The 16,689-nt window shown below is 51.1% G+C and carries 15 protein-coding genes; 4 read left to right on the plus strand and 11 right to left on the minus strand.

Annotation, left to right across the window (positions count from 1 at the left end):
* The first annotated feature begins 106 nt into the window (after positions 1-106).
* A complete protein-coding gene (locus tag P4S53_RS08820; protein ID WP_337112393.1) occupies positions 107-1,003 on the plus strand; it encodes a LysR substrate-binding domain-containing protein in 897 nt (298 codons plus the stop codon).
* Between the two features lie 334 nt (positions 1,004-1,337).
* On the opposite strand, the gene P4S53_RS08825 is transcribed toward P4S53_RS08820, so the two are convergent.
* The 5 genes from P4S53_RS08825 to P4S53_RS08845 all read right to left on the minus strand — a co-directional run bounded on the left by P4S53_RS08825 (position 1,338) and on the right by P4S53_RS08845 (position 5,979).
* Positions 1,338-2,483: a cysteine desulfurase family protein gene (locus P4S53_RS08825; protein ID WP_337112394.1), complete on the minus strand. Its 1,146-nt coding sequence runs from the start codon at positions 2,481-2,483 to the stop codon at positions 1,338-1,340.
* Between the two features lie 21 nt (positions 2,484-2,504).
* Complete coding sequence (locus tag P4S53_RS08830; protein ID WP_337112395.1) at positions 2,505-3,275, minus strand: sulfite exporter TauE/SafE family protein; 771 nt, start codon at positions 3,273-3,275, stop codon at positions 2,505-2,507.
* On the minus strand, positions 3,272-4,321 hold the full coding sequence (gene selD / locus P4S53_RS08835; RefSeq protein WP_337112396.1) for a selenide, water dikinase SelD: 1,050 nt from the start codon (positions 4,319-4,321) through the stop codon (positions 3,272-3,274). The genes P4S53_RS08830 and selD overlap by 4 nt, the downstream gene beginning before the upstream one ends.
* A gap of 361 nt (positions 4,322-4,682) precedes the next feature.
* Positions 4,683-5,045, minus strand: coding sequence for a GFA family protein (locus tag P4S53_RS08840; protein ID WP_337112397.1), 363 nt, complete (start codon positions 5,043-5,045; stop codon positions 4,683-4,685).
* Between the two features lie 40 nt (positions 5,046-5,085).
* Positions 5,086-5,979 carry a LysR family transcriptional regulator gene (locus P4S53_RS08845; protein ID WP_337112398.1) on the minus strand — a complete coding sequence of 298 codons (894 nt, stop codon included), beginning with the start codon at positions 5,977-5,979 and terminating at the stop codon, positions 5,086-5,088.
* A 124-nt stretch (positions 5,980-6,103) separates the two neighbouring features.
* Here P4S53_RS08845 and P4S53_RS08850 point away from each other — a divergent pair, with 124 nt between their 5' ends.
* Entirely contained in the window at positions 6,104-6,832 is a 729-nt protein-coding gene (locus P4S53_RS08850; protein WP_337112399.1) for an SDR family NAD(P)-dependent oxidoreductase, read from the plus strand.
* Between the two features lie 185 nt (positions 6,833-7,017).
* Positions 7,018-7,341: a PBPRA1643 family SWIM/SEC-C metal-binding motif protein gene (locus P4S53_RS08855; RefSeq protein WP_337112425.1), complete on the plus strand. Its 324-nt coding sequence runs from the start codon at positions 7,018-7,020 to the stop codon at positions 7,339-7,341.
* Between the two features lie 141 nt (positions 7,342-7,482).
* Here P4S53_RS08855 and P4S53_RS08860 read toward each other — a convergent pair whose 3' ends face one another.
* From P4S53_RS08860 to P4S53_RS08870, 3 genes are all read right to left on the minus strand, one after another.
* Positions 7,483-8,715 (minus strand): winged helix-turn-helix domain-containing protein, encoded by a 1,233-nt coding sequence (locus tag P4S53_RS08860; RefSeq protein ID WP_337112426.1) that lies wholly within the window; start codon positions 8,713-8,715, stop codon positions 7,483-7,485.
* A 78-nt stretch (positions 8,716-8,793) separates the two neighbouring features.
* Positions 8,794-9,210, minus strand: a complete 417-nt coding sequence (locus P4S53_RS08865; protein ID WP_337112400.1) for an ester cyclase — start codon at positions 9,208-9,210, stop codon at positions 8,794-8,796.
* 236 nt (positions 9,211-9,446) lie between these two features.
* Complete coding sequence (locus P4S53_RS08870; protein WP_337112401.1) at positions 9,447-10,487, minus strand: alkene reductase; 1,041 nt, start codon at positions 10,485-10,487, stop codon at positions 9,447-9,449.
* Between the two features lie 133 nt (positions 10,488-10,620).
* Between P4S53_RS08870 and P4S53_RS08875 the strand changes: the two genes are divergently transcribed.
* Positions 10,621-11,202 (plus strand): TetR/AcrR family transcriptional regulator, encoded by a 582-nt coding sequence (locus tag P4S53_RS08875; protein WP_337112402.1) that lies wholly within the window; start codon positions 10,621-10,623, stop codon positions 11,200-11,202.
* A gap of 97 nt (positions 11,203-11,299) precedes the next feature.
* Here P4S53_RS08875 and P4S53_RS08880 read toward each other — a convergent pair whose 3' ends face one another.
* The 3 genes from P4S53_RS08880 to P4S53_RS08890 all read right to left on the minus strand — a co-directional run bounded on the left by P4S53_RS08880 (position 11,300) and on the right by P4S53_RS08890 (position 16,676).
* Complete coding sequence (locus P4S53_RS08880) at positions 11,300-14,929, minus strand: hypothetical protein (RefSeq protein ID WP_337112403.1); 3,630 nt, start codon at positions 14,927-14,929, stop codon at positions 11,300-11,302.
* Positions 14,930-15,358: 429 nt separating this feature from the next.
* Positions 15,359-16,120 carry a VIT1/CCC1 transporter family protein gene (locus P4S53_RS08885; protein WP_337112404.1) on the minus strand — a complete coding sequence of 254 codons (762 nt, stop codon included), beginning with the start codon at positions 16,118-16,120 and terminating at the stop codon, positions 15,359-15,361.
* A gap of 205 nt (positions 16,121-16,325) precedes the next feature.
* Positions 16,326-16,676: a putative quinol monooxygenase gene (locus P4S53_RS08890; RefSeq protein ID WP_337112405.1), complete on the minus strand. Its 351-nt coding sequence runs from the start codon at positions 16,674-16,676 to the stop codon at positions 16,326-16,328.
* Positions 16,677-16,689: the final 13 nt, after the last annotated feature.

Raw genomic sequence — 16,689 nt, forward strand, 5'->3', positions numbered from 1 at the left:
ATGCCCATTTTGTTTGCCGACGCAGTTCAACACCAACGATACAAATCGACTTTAAATATAAGAAAAACTTATAATACTGACCCTACACAGACAAGACGCCCCTATTTTGCTGAAAAATATCAATCTACTGGTCACCTTTGAATGCGCAGCCAGACACAACAGCTATAGTCTGGCGGCGCATGAGCTCTGTATTTCCCAGGCTGCCGTCAGCCAGCAAATGCGGCAACTGGAACAGCATTTAGGATGCCGATTATTTATCCGGAAAGGCAAAAGCATGCTGCTGAGCCAGCAAGGACAAAGCCTGTTCGAGTGCGCGCAACAAGCTTTGGCGATCATTTCGCAGGGAGTGAACCAAATTCATCAGGAAGAAATTGCAGGGGAGCTCACCATCAGCTCAACACAGGCTTTTACCACGCTCTGGTTGATGCCAAGGATGCAACGCTTTTCCGAATTGCATCCTGATATCCAGATTCGAGTGGTCTCGTCCGCGGGGTTTGATGATCTCAGGCAAGCACATATTGATCTGGCGATTCGTTTCGGCACTGAAGTGGAAAAACACACACCGGACAACCTGTCCTGTGAGTACTTTGGTGAATCCGCAGTCTACCCGGTTTGTTCTGCGCAACTTGCCCGTGATCTGGCTTTCAGTTCCCCCGAAGATCTGCTGTCCACCTGGCTGGTTACCCTGGAACACCCCGGCGCCTACGATTGGCAAAGCTGGTTTGAACACACAGGTGTGCCAGCCAGCAAACAGCACGCCAAGTGGACCCGGGTCAACAGTACCGATATGGCACTGACGGCGGTGTTAAACGGCCATGGCGTTACACTGGCCGTCCCCTATTTATATCAGAGCCAGCTTGACGCCGGGCAGCTGGTGATCCCTTTTCAGTTGCCTCACCCGAATCCGGTCAGGCGCTATATGGTCTATGACCCGAACTCAGCCAGACTGGCGCGATTAAAGGTGTTCATGACGTGGCTGAACTCTGAAATGTCCGGTGCTTAACCTACCGAACCGACTGAAACCGCCCCCCATTGTTCTATCGAGCCCTACCCTAATTTCTGAGCTTACTGAGCAGATTCGCTTTCACCGCCGGCCACTCACCGGCAATGCTTCCGGGATTCAGCGCCTGCAAGCGGCGCATGGCGGAGCATCATCAATCGATATGAGACAAGTTTTATTAATTCTGACGGCGAGCTTCTTCTCGTAGTGGCTCTGAGCCCGCCGCCGGGCGACCATCAGCACGGGTTTAACGATGTTCGCTGTCGTACTGAAACAGTGAAAACAAAAAGCGCCAGCATCTTCAGCTGGCGCTTTTCTCAAACATCATCCGTGAACATCAGGCGACCAGCGCTTTGGGCGCGACACGCCGGAGCGTATCAGCCAGACTGGCGTAGACGGCTTCTGTCCCGGAGTACCCCAAACTGAAACGCAGGGTATTTTTTGCCACATCATCGCAATACCCCAGCCCGGTTGCCACTTTCGACAAGGCTGATTTCCGGTCTGAACAGGCCGATCCGGATGACACCATGATGCGGGCATCTTCCAGAACCGCCTGCAAAGCTTCCCGGCTGACGCCGCCAATAGCACAGAAAGTCAGTCCGGGAACACGCGGTGCCGTTTCGCCGATAATGACGGTTCCGGGAAAGTGGTGCTTCAGCGCTTGTTCAAAGCGTCGCTGCACCGCGGTAACTTCCGCCTGGTTCACCATCTGTTGTTGTGCAAGCGGCAAAGCAATGGCCATAGAAGCAATGCCCAGATAATTCTGGGTACCTGCCCGCAGGCTGGATTCCTGTCCGCCGCCCAGCAACAGCGGGCTGAAATGCCAGGAGTTTTTCACCAGCAGAAAACCGGTGCCGGGCAAAGCGCCAAACTTATGACCAGAAGCGACGGCATAATCCACTTCGCTTCGCTCGAAATCAAACGACTGCTTGCCAATCAGTTGCGTCGTATCACACAGATATTCCGCATCATATGCGTGGCACAATTCAGCAATCTGCTGATAGTCCTGAATCACCCCCGTTTCATTATGCGCAGCCATCACCGCCACCAGAACAGCTTTCCCCTGGCAGTCTTTCAGTGCAGTCTGCAACCCGGCCATATCCAGCAGCCCATTTTGTTCATGCGCGAGAGCGATACACTCTGCACCTTTCGAGCGACAGTAACGAATGTTTTCCAGCGTCGCAGAATGCTCATAGGGCGAATGCAGAATCACTGCATCCTGATAATTATGGTGCTCAAAGAAACTGTAAAACACATTTCTGATCCCTTCGGTTGCACCACCATTGAAGATCAGCTGGTGGCTGTCACAGGATAACACCCCGCACAATGTCCCCCTCGCCATCTCAATCTCCTGAAACAATCTGTTTCCGATGAAATGATTCGAGTTCGGGTTGCCAAAACGTTGTTCTGAAAACTGCTGTTTCAGGTAATCAAAAACCTCGGGCTTGATCCAGTCAGACCCGCTTACATCCGCATTAATCATTTTTCCACCAATCGGTTTGGATCAGCCGATAGCCATCGACATGATTTTGATAGAACTCAGCAGCACGAAAATATTCACGCAACGCGCAAGCATCTTTTCGTTCAACCGAAAATACAGGTAGCTACCGAGCTTTGCGCCGACGAATATGCCCGCCACCAGATAACCACAGAGCATCCAGTCCAGAGTGTCTGAAGCTGCACGTCCGAAAAACAATGAAAAAGAAGAGATAATCCCGATCACAGGCGCTGTCGCAATAGCCAGTTTGGGCAGGCAGCCGAAGAGAGCAATCATCACCGGCAGATAAATAAAGCCGCCACCCTGGCCGACAATCCCGCAAGTAAACCCCAGCAACAGACCCATGATCGGCAATACCACAGAATCTAACCGGATTTCGCCCAGCCACTTTCGCCAGAATTCCGGGCCTAAGGTCGTGATCACCACGGAACTGATCGCCAGCACAGAGAACGTGATTAAAATCACCTGGTCGGATAAATGAAACGTGAATAAAGAAACCGCCAGGCTGGCGACGCCCATAGGGACGCCGAAACGGTAAATCAGATTTTTATCCCGTTGCTGATATTTGGAGTGATGAAACAGGGCACTGACGGAACCAAAGAAGCTCTGGGCGACCGTCAATCCGGTAATGGTCACCATCGGCAGTGCGATTCCGTTTAGCCAGGGCATGCAAATAATCAGTAAAGGTGCCAGCAAAATGCCGCCACCGATACCCAGTAAACCCGACAAACTGCCTGTGATGATCCCTAACAGGCCAACGATAATTTCCTGACTCATTTGATGATGATCTGCCCTTGCCCTGCGCTGATTGTCCCGATCACATAATGGTCAGACTGTTCCGCTTCAAACAGCGGCAGAATATGATCCCGATAGGTTTCCTCGTCGACGGTAAACAATAATCCGCCGTTCGTCTGCGGATCGTGCAGAATCAGACGAAGCGCATCGCTGATGTCGGCTTCATATTTCACAAACCGAGCATAACGGCTGATATTGTTGTAAGTACCGCTCGGATTCTTCGTCACCGTCAGGCTCAGAGCTTCCACACCTTCAATGACAGGCACCGCATCCCCATCAATGCTGACGTTAAACCCAGTGTTGTCCACCAGCTCACTCAAATGTCCGGCGAGACCAAAACCGGTAATATCTGTCATCGCACTGACACCAGGATACTGAGCCAAAGTGTAACCAATCCGATTCACACGACTCATGATTTCGAGCGTTGACTCGGGTAACTCTGCTTCGCTCAATCTCCCCACTTTCAGGGCGTTTGAAATAATGCCAATCCCCAGCGGTTTGGTGATAATCACCAGATCATGATTTCGGGGGGTATTATTTTGCCGGATATGCGCATCCTCAACTTCACCAATCACCGCAAAGCCATACAAGGGCTGCGCATTTTTAATGGTATGGCCACCGACCACAGTTGCCCCGCATTCCGCCATCACTTCCTGGGCGCCCTCAATCATTTTTTCAATGTACGGCATGGGGATATCATCGGGTGGAAAAGCCAGGATGGAATTGACAATTAAAGGACGGCCGCCGGTCGCATAAATATCACTCAGTGCATTGGCTGCAGCTATTTTCCCGAACAGATAGGGAGAACTGACAGTTGAACTAAAAAAGTCAGTCGAAAATAATAGCTTTTTACCACCGAAATTATAAATGGCGCAGTCATCAGAGGTTTCAAAGCCCAATAAAATATCGTTATTTTTAACGGTGTTTTTCTGTTGTGTTGTTTTCAGAATATTCGTCAGCATCTGAGGCGGGATTTTACATCCGCAGCCACCAGACTCTGAAAATTCCAATAAATTGCAAACTGACATATCAGACACTCCATGTTTTTATTGTTTCACGTTACAAATTATTTTCAGAATCATGACAGATTTGAGTCAGGAAATTTACACCGGTCTGATGACAGTTTTATTTCAAAAATACGTCACAGAAATGACAGTAAATAACAATAAAAACAATAATTTAAAACAATTCTATCAATAACATTCGGTTGAGCCGCACTCCGGCTCACTTTTTAGTACCATCCTTTGAGACAATCGGAAAAGAAAAAAGGAAAGTCACAGTAAAGTCACTTTCCTTTTTATTGCGGTCTGTCACATCAGCCAGTCTGCTAAATCAGGCTCAATGCGCTGGCGCTCGTTCAATTGACCTGATCAGTGCACTTTGGCTCACTCACTCGTCAATAAACTGCCAGGTATCCGCCCCATCAAACAACCGGATACGAATCGGTCTGATCTCCCGGGCTGAAAACATACTGTAATTTACTGCGAGCCGATCACTGCCGGATGCTGGCGCCGAGGAATAATGTGTCACGCAGCCACAGCGTTTGCAGCGATGAAAATGAATGCACTTATCACCATGTTCATAATATTCGGTACCGGATTCCCCCACCTGAATCTCCACCTCAGACTCAGTCAGATATCCCCACAATGCCCCATAACGGTGACAGAGCGAACAATTACAGCGCGTGGCGGTTTCTGTGAGTCGCGCAATGGTTAACCGGACATTGCCGCAATGACACTGACCCTGATACATACCTGACTCTCCTTTTCTTCATTGACTACCGAGAATGGCTTTACCCCGGCCAGTGCGCCAGCAGAAACTGCCAGACCGCCTGCGATGCTTTGGTCCGTTCACCGACACAGACCAGCTGTATCGGACTGCGCTCTGGGTGGCGCCAGTCTGTCAGCACAGGCACTAACAGATTCTGCTGACACTCTTGCTGCACGAAAGCAGGGTCAACCATCATAATCCCCAGCCCTTCAGATGCCATATCGACCAAAGCCCGGCTGTTGTCGGTTTTGATTGCCGCGGCCACTTCAACCGTTTCTGTGTCGCCGTTCGCGTTCTGAAACGGCCAGAAATTGAAGCGACTAGTCGTATTTTCAAATACCAGGCAATCGTGCTGCGCCAGCTCATGCGGTGCTTGAGGGTGGCCCCGCTCAGCAAGGTAACGCGGCGAGGCAAACCATCCCCAGTGTTTATCCCCGATTTTTCGGGCAATCAGGGAAGAATCCGGTAGCTGACCAATACGAATGGCAATATCAATTTTCGCATCCAGCAAGTCGACCGTCTGATCATCTAAGCTCAGTTCAATCACAATATCAGGATACGTCTGGCGCAGCTGTTTCAGTACCGGCACCACAAAGCGCTGCCCCATCAGAATACTGGCACTGATTTTCACCCGCCCTTTCGGCGTCTGTTGCGTTTCGTCAATGATCCCATGCAAGTTCGATAATACCGCCCTGAGATCACCGGTGCCCAGCAAGAGGTTTCGGCCAACATCCGTCAGCTGCAGTTGTCTGGTGGAACGGTGCAGCAAAGGCTGACCAATAAACTGCTCAAGCTGGCGAATTTTCTTGCTGACCGAAGATCGCGGTAAGTGCAGTTCAGTCGCTGCAGCCTGAAAGCTGCCGCGCTCTGCCACCAGATGGAAGACGTGCAGCAGCGGCAAGTTCAGATAGGACATATCCATTCCTGTTTGTTTCTCTTTTGGCATCAGTATGTGGACATATTGGTACCTTATTGGCAACAGATCAAGCTGTTACGCTGTTCGCACAGCTAGAGACAAGATCACAGTCAGGAGAAATACCATGAAAGGAAAAACAATGTTAATCACTGGCGGCACCGCCGGTATCGGGCGGGCACTGGCGGAACATCTGGTTCAGTGCGGCCACCAGGTCATCATCACAGGTCGTGATCAAGCCAGAATTGATACCGTAACAAAAGCGATTGGCTGCACCGGATATGTGGCAGACAGCGCCCGTTCAGAACACATTAAACAGCTTGCGGCCACACTGAAACGTGACAACATTCAGCTCGATGGTCTGGTGCTGAACGCGGGTGTTTTCTACCCCGAATCCATACTGACGACCACAGAAGAAGCGTTTGACCTGACCATGGACATCAACACCAAAGGGCCGTGGCTGACGCTGCAGCAGCTTCATCCGATCCTCAACAACCCTTCCAGTGTGGTGTTTGTGTCCAGCATTGTCGTCAACACGGCGTTTGCCAACAGCGCAGTATATTCTGCCAGTAAAGCCGCCTTTGAGGCGATTGCCCGTGTCGCCAATCTCGAATTCGCGCCGCAGGGTATTCGGATCAATTCGGTTCGCCCAGGGGTTACCGCGACCGAGATTCAGTCTAAAGCCGGCATGACCACTGAGCAGCAACACGCCTTGTTTACCTCACTGGATAACACGCCATTGGGCAGAGTGATGTCCGCAGAAGACCAAATCGGTGCCATCGCCTTTTTGCTTTCCGAGCAATCGCTGGCCATGCGTAATGCTGTGCTGGACGTCAATGGCGGGTACGGACTGTAATCAAGCCGGCCTCACCGGAAAAACAGCCCTCCATTTTAGGTAATCTGCGTGCAGCCTTTCAGTCATTCCCTGAAGGGCGTTTTCTTACCGGGTTTGTTTGATCACTGCTTTATCAATGACCATTTATGCGTATAATCGCCGCTCTGTTACGTCATACCAACGAGTGATAAACCTCCAATGTCAAAATTTTTTTCAAAGGCCGCAGGGATGTAATGCAAAACCATGCGCAGTCTGGCTATAACGTAAACCGTGGCGTCAAAGCTGGTACTGAAGAAGCGCCCGTTTCTGTCGTGGTGAACACGGAAGCACGTAAAGCGGAGATTGAGGCGCTGGTTGCTGAGCACGCGATCGTGGCCGATATTGTTGTCGATGCCACTCAGAAAGAAAACACGGTTGCGCTGGATACGCTGCTGAACAAGCCCGCCACCATCACCTTTGAAAAGACACCCAACCGCAACGATCCTTGCTCTTGCGGCAGCGGTAAAAAATACAAAAAGTGCTGTGGCTAACTATACCTGAGTATCGTTACCTGAGTATCGTTACCTGAGTACCTTTGCCTGAGCATCTTGCAGCGACCTGCCTATGAACGACAAAAACCTGATCTTCATACGCAGGCGGCTGCCCTTCTTTTTCAGCGACCTGTGGCTTTTTCAGCGATCTGTTGCGGATTCCTGCTTTTCTTCCAGCGCCTTCAGGGCACACTGCAAGGGTGACTCAAGCGGTTTGGGATGAGCCTGAGTCAGAGACACTGTGCTGCACGCCTGAAAATCACAAAACTGCGCGACAGCCGCAGCAAAGGCCGCAATCAGCTGGTCTGCATCAAAGCGATGGTTTTCAAGATGCAGGGATTTGATTTCCAGGTGGCTGATTTTTCGGTGCGCTTTACAATCCATCCGGCCAATAAATTCACCGCGATACAGTAACGGCAGACAGAAATAGCCATACTGACGCTTGGCTTCAGGCACATAGCATTCAATCTGGTAGTCATAGTCAAACAGCGATTTGAGCCGGTCGCGCTGGATCACGGCATTATCGAACGGAGACAGGATCAGCATGCGCTGATTCAGCCGGGGAGCCGGACGATCCAGTGCCCCGGCTTCCATCACAAAGATTTCTCCACTGCTGACTTTCACTTGTTCCAGCGCGCCCAGCGCCAGCTTTTCCTGCACTAACGCTTTCACCGCTTTGCGCAAATCGGTACTGCGGCGCAGATACGTCAGCCCTTTCACGGACATCAGCCCATGGCTGCGCAGCTGGCGCTCCAGCAAATGCGCCGCAAAATCAGCCGTCTCTGGCATTTGGGTGTCCACATGGGAGGGCAGCACCCGCTCGGTTAAATCATAAGTTTTCTGAAAGCCTTCGCGACTGCTGACCATCAGGTCACCTTCCATATACAGCTGTTCGAGCGCTTTCTTGGCGGGTTTCCAGTCCCACCAGCCTGCGCGTTTTTTCGCTTTGGTTTCGATATCTCTGGAGCGAAGCGGGCCGTCCGAACGAATACGGGCCACTAACTCCCCCATCAGTTTCTGATCCCGTTCCCGGTACCAGTGGGTCTGCCCGCTTTTGATGGCCTGTTTATAAGGCAGGGAAAAGCGAAAATCAGCCATGGGCAGAAAAGCTGCCGCATGCGACCAGTATTCAAAAATATCGCCGTTCAGCAACATTTGGTTGGTCATCTCGGGCTTGAACTGAGGCACTCTGGAATGAATGACATGATGATGGGCGCGCTCCACCACAGAGATGGTGTCGATCTGCACATAACCTAAATGGTTAATCGCGTTACGCGCACCGGCCAGACCTCGTCCGTAAGGCTGAGCCTGAAGTAATCCCTGTGCACCCAAAGCCAGGCGCCGTAAACGCGCCAAATCCTGCGGGCGTTTCATTTCTTTCACTGTCATCTTCCCTAATGAACCTCAATTTTGTCGCTTTTCACCGCTGGTGACTGCCTTAGGTTGTCAGCGTTACATCCACCCCAACTGCTGGAGACTGATGCCATCGTTCCATATTTTCGTCATATGCCGAATCAGATTACCTTCAAATTGCATCACATAAACATAGTCCGCTTCAACCGTTTTTCCTGTCGGATCAACCGGTCCACCCGGACCACTGCTGGTGCCATGGAAAACGGCATAAGCGGCAACCGATGACCGTTTCTCATCTTCCGCAAAAAACTTAAGATCATAACGGCCATCCGGTAACGGCGTGAATAGATCTTTCATCCATTCAGTATATGCCTGCAGCGTATTCACCTCAGCAAGCACCGCTGTTTGCGATGAGAAAGTTGCATCTGGATGACAATAGGTTTTACACACTTGCCAGCCTTTTCCTGTTTCACACGCTTCGAAAAACAGTCTTGCTTGATCCAGTAAAACACTCATCTTGGTATCCTTGTTATATCAGTTACAGAACCCATGACAGAGTGTGGCTTACCGGGGAGACTGACGTGACTCACTTTATACACATTACCAATCATTGCACGGCTTCTCCCTGTGACCGATTCAAGCAGCCGATGGAAAAAGTGCGACGGGTCAGATTCAAAAGGCGGTTTTGCTCACCCAAAAAAAACGGAAGGCAAAGCCTTCCGTTCGATTTATATAACAAGGTAAAACTTTGCTTATACCAGCTCGGCCAGCATGGTATCGGAGTATTCGGTCAGTGCTTCGCCGGCTCGGACTTTGGCGACATAATCGGGATTGGCAATCAAGGGACGGCCAATCGCCAGCAAGTCGAACTTACCACTGGCAATCGCCTGGCTGCCGCTTTCCGGTGTAAAACCACCCACGCCAACCAGCGTCTTGCTGTAACGTGAGCGCATATACTCAGAAGCCGTGCCGCCCAGATAATCAAATGCCATACTGTCGTCAAACACGCCCACATGCAGGAACGCCAGATGACGGGTTTCCAGCTCAGCCAGCAGATAGTCAAACACCTCGCGATCGCGGGCATCAGCATCAATATTAAAGTAAGCCCCCGGTGACAGGCGCAGCGCCGTGCGGTCTTCGCCGATGGCATTCACTACAGCATCCACCACGGCCAGCGGGAAACGCGCCATGTTTTCTGGGCTGCCGCCGAATTCATCGTCACGTACGTTGCTGCTGTAGTGCAGGAACTGATCGATCAGATAGCCGTTCGCACCGTGGATTTCGACACCGTCAAAACCCGCTTCCAGTGCATTAATCGCCGCCTGGGCGTAGTCGGCAACCAGTTCTTCAATTTCTTCTTTGGTCGCCGCTTTCGGAACCATGTAGCTCAGTTCCCGCATCCGCGGTACTGTGCCTTCCACACCCAGCGCAGAAGGGGCCAGCACATCACCGCCGCCAAAGAAGTGCGGATGCGCGACCCGGCCGGTATGCCAGAGCTGAGCGAAGATTTTGCCGCCATTGTCATGGACTTTATCGGTGACGTTACGCCAGCCCGCAATTTGTGCCGGCGTAAACAGCCCTGGCGTGTTCGGATAGCCCTGCCCATCCGGCCGAATAATGGTTGCTTCTGAGATAATCAGACCAATATCCGCACGACGGGCGTAGTAATCAGCCATCGCCTGAGTCGGCACCAGTTCATCATCCGCCATACAGCGGGTTAAAGGCGCCATCAGAATACGGTTTTTCAGTGTGATAGAGCGATTCAGTGCGAGAGGTTGAAACAAATTTTCCATTAGGGACACCCTGTGATCATTTCTTGAACGCCCATTCAAGTTAGACGATCTTGAATGAGCGTTCAAGTATTTTTTGAATGCTCATTCAAGATCGGATAAAATCCCTGCAGGCCACATGGATAAGAGAAAATAGATGCGCAGCGCCGAATTTGACCGCGAAACGGTGTTACATTCCGCGATGGATGCCTTTATCGCCAAGGGTTACAGCAAAACCAGCATGCAGGATCTCAAGCAGGCCACCGGGCTGCATCCGGGGTCGATCTACTGTGCATTTACCAATAAGCGCGGCTTGCTGGTCGCGGCACTGGAGCAGTACCAAAAAGAACGGGATCTCGCGTTTCAGGCACTGTTTGAGAATCAGCCGTCCGCCATGGCGGGTATTGCAGCCTATCTGGAGCAAATGGTGATCGAATGCGAGCAGGAAAAGATTAAAGATTGCCTGTTGCAAAAAGCCCTGAGCGAACTGGCACAGGACGATAAAGAAATTGAGCACCTGATCAGCCACAAGCTGAAAGATTGGGAGCAACGCTTCGCCTGCAAATTTGCACAAGCCATTCGCGATGGGGAAATCGCGGGTAACCGCAGCGCGCAAGAGCTCGCCCGCTATCTGGTGATGGGTATTTACGGCATTCGCGCCTATTCTCACACCTGCCCCGCACCTGGTGTGTTGCGCGAGCTGAGTGATGAACTATTCAGAAATATTCAGGGACGATAATGTCTGATTGCGGGCAAATCCTGTTTCTGTCCAACGCTGAAAACAAGATCTGCCCTCATCTGAACGAATACAGTTCAATTCGCCCGGAGAATCACTCTCAACCGGGGTTGCCGATGAACGCCAGGGTGCTGTTGATCTCTTCCTGATCATAACCCTGCTGCATCAGTTCATATTGAACCTGCTCGCGCAACTTTTCTGCAGCTTCCCGGTTGCTATCCAGCCATTGCGCTAACCCATAATCCTCACACCAGTCGCGGACACTCTCCGCCCAGCATTCGCCCCGCGCATGAGTCAGTCTGGCTTGTATCACCGGCAGGAAAACCTCAAAGCCGCCGTGAATCCCCTCTTTGTATCGGCAATAATGATCAAACAGATCATCAATTTGCTCTCCGGTTCCTTTGTACTCAGTGATGACAGACAAAGCTTTCAGGTATTCGACATAGAGCGGAATATAGCGGCTGTGTGCTTCGGCCAGCATACCGGCGGCATAATGACCATAAGGCAGCTCTTCGATGTAAAACGCCGAACTGACCTGATTGTCCTGATACCAGCGAATCTGATCTTTCAGATAGGTTTCCAGCACTTCCCAGGACCCCAGCGCTTTGGCTTTGTCGAACAGGCAATAAGGAATCGCAGAACCATAAATTTTAGGCTTTTTCAGATCGAGCTGTTCGAGCAGGCTTTTATCCATGGATTGCTCCAACTGGCGGATCTCCTGTCCCATAAATCGCAGTTCAAACCGTTTTTCGTAGTCGTAACACAGAGGATCCAGTGAGACACGCGCATCAGGATGACGAAGCTCTTCCTGCCAGCGGCTCAGCGCTGCTGCCATTGCCTTTGGGGAGTCAATACCGGCAATCCGGTTGAGTTCCTGCTGATAAAGCTCATGGCGCTGCAGATACAGCGCTTGTAATAACTCAGCCTGGGAATGTTCTCTCAGGAGTGCCTGCTGCGCAGGATCTTCGAGTTGCAACATTTCCCGGATCTCATCCACACTTTCTTTCACATCATCGTCGTCAAGATGATGCTGCTCAGCATATGCCCGAACAGCAGCCATAAATAACTCAAGCTGATTGTGCTCATACAACCAGTCACGGATCGGCAGCGTCTCACACCAGTCGTAAAAATCTTCTCGGCCATGCTGGTCTGCTGCAAAGGTCAGGCGGGCAAGAATGATTGGATAAGTGTCTGCGCTGATCCCCAGCTCAGGGATGATCTCGCGCAGAAATTCGCCCACAGTTTCTTCTGGCACAGCCAGACGCAATGTGGTCAGGTATTGCGCATAAAGCGGACCATAACTTGCGTCATGGCGCAGCAAGGCTTCTGCGGCGTAGTTACCGTAAGGGGTTTCATCAATATACCAGGCGTTCCCTTCGCTGTTTTCATCCAGCCACTGAATTTGGGCTTTCAGATAACGCTCCAGCGCGTCCCAGCATTGCAATGCCTCCGCCTTTTCAAACAAGGCATCCAGAAAGGTATCGATATCCAGATCATAATAATCGCCTTCCGAGACGGCGAAGCTGTCCATCGAGTCGGTAAAGTAGCTTTCGATCTCAGCTTCCAGGGCCAGGTGCGCTTCGGTTTTGAACCGTTCATGAAAGCGCGAGGTGTAATCAATACTGGCAATCTCCGGGTCAATATAAGCCTGATGGCTTTCGTTCAGCCACTCATCAAGCAGCTCGCCAATCTGCGCCTGGCTCTCAGCTTCATTTACCCGATCAATCTGGTGCTGGTAAGCGTCCCTGGCTTCTTGCTCTTTGACAGCGAGTTTCGCCAGCAGCTCAGCAGGTATGCTGGCACGTACTTCTTCATCCGAACGCAGGGGAGCATCATTGTCCTCTTCGTCTTCGTCCTCATCCTCAAACTCAAAGTCTTCTTCGTGGCAGGCCATCGTGTCAGGCAGAGACTGATAAAAGCTGTCCCATTCAGGGCTATTGCCGTGGCGTGATTCCAGCAGGTGGATTCCCTCCCCGGTAAAAAACGCTTCATGATCCGGGTCGATGGCATTCAGGTAACGACTAATCAGCGGCAGCCAACGACTGTCAGATAAGCCAAGATGCAGCGCGCAATCTGCCAGTGCCGGTTTTTCATTTTCACTGAAACAATAATCAGCACCTTCGTAAGCGATAAAACTGTTCAGAATATCTGCCATCAATTCTGCAGTTGATTCAAAAGACAGCTGGATCACTGTGCTGAAAAACTGTGCTTCATTCCAGACTTCTTTCCCGTCTGTAAAAGCGAGGATCAGGTGATTGCCGGTACAAAAGTTCGCCATATCACTGCATTTCAGCGACAGGTAATAGAGCGCAGCCCCCAGCGCCTGCTCAGACCCGAAATCGGCAACTCTGGTCTTCCGCTTCCCCAACAGCGCCAGATGCAGTTTCTGCGCGTCACTTTGCTTATGTGGCTGAGACCAGTTATCTCCCCAGTCACAGACCTCTTCCTGCACCGCAGACCAGTCCTCAAGCGCTGCACTTGGACTTGTCATTGCCAGAGCGGCCAGCTGTTGTGTCGATAACCTCAGGGTATATAAATCATGCCAGCCGCCCAGCAGGATCCTCGGCTTGGTCGGAGAAGGCATCGCCTGCAGCAGACATGTCTCGCTCCGAGACGAACGGATGCGCTCCGGATCCGCTTTATCGGCAACAGCCAGAACCGGGGAACGCCACTGGCCATTCAGGGCCGTTTTGCGTACGGCATGATCGTGCCAGCAAACCCAGAAGGCATCGTCCTGCTCACTGAACTGCACACTCGTGATGCCTTGGATCAATGCGGCCTGATCTCTTTGATTTTCCGGATCAAAACGACTGCCCAGCTCCTGTGCGGTATAGCAACGCACCGGTATCTGTAACATCAGCTCTTGCACAGGTAACGGCGCTTCTCCTGCGGGCGGAATACGGTTCAAATCAATCAGATTGACCTGCTGGCGGTAGCCTGGCTGGCCCTTGTCATGACTGGCTGTCGTTTCAATTGCCATGCCGGGCATTGCCAGCAGGCCACGGTTGATATCCACGGCAATACAGCACTTCTCCGGCTTCCATCGCTTCGGCGGCGTCTCCAGCCGCTGAACACGAATACTGGCTTTCCCCTGGGGCAGGTTCAGATCGATCCGCATCAGAAATTGCAGCGGACGATTTTTCAGGTCGGTAAAACTGCGCTCACCACAGGCATAAAGAATCAGACTGTTATCCGGCCCCGCGAAGAGAAAGTCATCAAATTGAATCTCGTACAGGGGCAACAGATTGCCCGATGGCTCGTCATTGTCCTCGTCTTCATCAGCAGAACAGTCCAGCTCTACCGGATAGGAACGGCTCAGTTTGGTGCCGCTAAACTGCCAGAATTCCACTCTATGGTTGTCAGCCCACTCCGGTTCAAACAAAACAGCCAGTGTCCGGCCATCAGAGAGAATGACCGCCCGGATATGATCGATGCCGTAGTCATAAATAAAGTCTGCCTTTTGATTTTTCTCATCCACCAGATATAAACAACCACTACGGTCATAAGCGATACGGCACCGCTCATAACCAGGTTCGGCACTGAAAAAACCGGTCAGATTGATATTGCCTTTGGCTTTCAACAACGCAGTGGCCCAAACCAGATTTAAATTCGCTTCATCGCTATTCGGGCTGAGGTAATAAACCCGTGGCGCACCATGTTCAGGATCGATATAGATAAGTTCTTGCGTCCCGCTATTCGGATCAAGGCCTGTATTGATAAAATGACTCATGATTTGTTCCTGCTTATTTTTTGCACCTACTTTTATGCCAGATGCGAGATAACAACATTCTCTTCATCGATCAGCCGAACTAGCGAAAGGGTACCGAAAAAAGAATCTCTTCTTGGTAATCAGTGCACTGAAGGGTGAGCATATCTGAATTTTCTGACTTCATCAGACGGGGAAGCATCCAAGTTTCTTTGATTGGATCGCCCTACAAATAATGAATGGTCAACCTGACCGAATGAGCGACACATATTCGGGTTTACACCCGGTGATCGAATACCGGATATGCCATGATGTCAGATCATTGCGTAATCCATAATCTATTGCGGCATGTTCGATTGCAGCATTGAGCCCACTTTGAAAACTCGACTGAAATAACATCAGGACCATGGTTGATACGAAGCTTTTTAGGGGCTATGCCCAGATGAGATGCCCCTACAGCGCCACGATCCCAAAGATTTCCCGGAGGACGTAACCGACCAGAAAGGCCAGCGAGGCAGCGACGCCACCAGTAAAAAGCGTGCTGATTCCGGCAATAAAGACGGGCTTGGCGAAGAGCCGGCTTTTCAAAGCACCAATGGAAAAAAACATGAGTGCGGCAAGACAGGCGCTGCCGGCAAACTGCACAGACTTTTCTAAGCCGGGCATCATAAAGGGGATCAACGGCACAGAGCCAATCAGCACAAACGACACAAAAGTGGCGATGGCTGCCTTGACAGGATTCCGATTCGTTTTTTGCACCCCATGCTCCTCAATGAGCATGGTATCTATCCATAATTGCTGATCGGCGCTGATGGTGTCTACAATCTTTTCCAGCGTCTCGCCGGAGAAGCCTTTATTTTTGAAGATTTGCCGGATTTCTTCCCTTTCGCCTTCAGGTATTTTATCGATGTGTTCCTGTTCTTGATCGCGAATACTTTTAATAAATTCGCCCTGGGTTTTAATCGATTCATAGTTGCTGACAGCCATACTGAAACCATCAGCGAGCAAATTTGCAAACCCCAGAACCAGAGCAACAACCGGCGAAAATCCCGCGCCAACGACGCCGGATACCACAGCAAAGGTGGTCACGCAGCCGTCAATCCCCCCGAGAACAACATCTGACGCAAGATTTTCCTTCGCAGGCCTATTCAGCCTTTCTCTGATCACCTCCGGTCGATGCTCTCTGGAAAGTTTTTCACCTTTTTCATCAGCCATGCACCTGCCACCCCGTCCGATTCTGCAATGCCTCACTTCACGTAAGACTTGCCTCGTAAGAATAGTCCAGACCGCTCTATCATGTATCGGGTCATACTGCCGGGTGGGCCTGTTCGGCGGCGGTGAGAAAAACAACGCAAGCGACACACACTCCGCTGAGCCGCTTGCGGTGAACACAAAGCAAGATGAGCACTATACGCAGCGGTTAGTCGAAAACAGGGGCGTCAAAGTTGTACCCTTCATCGGAATAGGCCGTCACGATTGCATCGTCAACCAAGCCTGATTCTGCTTTCACCTGAGTTTCGAAAAAGTGTTGAATTTGTTGCCGGCGGCCATGGGCAGACCAGTCTTCAGCGCTTGCCCAGATTTCGTTAAAGACGATGGGATAGTCGTTTCTTGTTGCACTCGGGTGGTCGATCTGGCGGGTCAGGATGTATTGCACGCAGCCTTCCTCACGAAGCGAATCCGGCTCCAGCGCTTTTAGAACGTCAAACAGTTCGGCTTCTTTGCCTGCTTTGGGTTTAAATTGTGCCAACACATAAACGCGACTTGTCATTCGATTTCCTTTC

The sequence above is a fragment of the Photobacterium sp. Hal280 genome (genome assembly GCF_037162255.1).
GTDB lineage: Bacteria > Pseudomonadota > Gammaproteobacteria > Enterobacterales > Vibrionaceae > Photobacterium.

Coding starts and splice junctions, on each gene's coding strand:
- P4S53_RS08860 (WP_337112426.1), bottom strand. CDS start 8,715: ATGAAACGCCCGCAGGATTTGGCGCGTTTACGGCGCCTGGCTTTGGGT.
- P4S53_RS08870 (WP_337112401.1), bottom strand. CDS start 10,487: ATGGAAAATTTGTTTCAACCTCTCGCACTGAATCGCTCTATCACACTG.
- P4S53_RS08890 (WP_337112405.1), bottom strand. CDS start 16,676: ATGACAAGTCGCGTTTATGTGTTGGCACAATTTAAACCCAAAGCAGGC.
- P4S53_RS08830 (WP_337112395.1), bottom strand. CDS start 3,275: ATGAGTCAGGAAATTATCGTTGGCCTGTTAGGGATCATCACAGGCAGT.
- P4S53_RS08875 (WP_337112402.1), top strand. CDS start 10,621: ATGCGCAGCGCCGAATTTGACCGCGAAACGGTGTTACATTCCGCGATG.
- P4S53_RS08850 (WP_337112399.1), top strand. CDS start 6,104: ATGAAAGGAAAAACAATGTTAATCACTGGCGGCACCGCCGGTATCGGG.
- selD (WP_337112396.1), bottom strand. CDS start 4,321: ATGTCAGTTTGCAATTTATTGGAATTTTCAGAGTCTGGTGGCTGCGGA.
- P4S53_RS08865 (WP_337112400.1), bottom strand. CDS start 9,210: ATGAGTGTTTTACTGGATCAAGCAAGACTGTTTTTCGAAGCGTGTGAA.
- P4S53_RS08880 (WP_337112403.1), bottom strand. CDS start 14,929: ATGAGTCATTTTATCAATACAGGCCTTGATCCGAATAGCGGGACGCAA.
- P4S53_RS08885 (WP_337112404.1), bottom strand. CDS start 16,120: ATGGCTGATGAAAAAGGTGAAAAACTTTCCAGAGAGCATCGACCGGAG.
- P4S53_RS08845 (WP_337112398.1), bottom strand. CDS start 5,979: ATGTCCTATCTGAACTTGCCGCTGCTGCACGTCTTCCATCTGGTGGCA.
- P4S53_RS08825 (WP_337112394.1), bottom strand. CDS start 2,483: ATGATTAATGCGGATGTAAGCGGGTCTGACTGGATCAAGCCCGAGGTT.
- P4S53_RS08840 (WP_337112397.1), bottom strand. CDS start 5,045: ATGTATCAGGGTCAGTGTCATTGCGGCAATGTCCGGTTAACCATTGCG.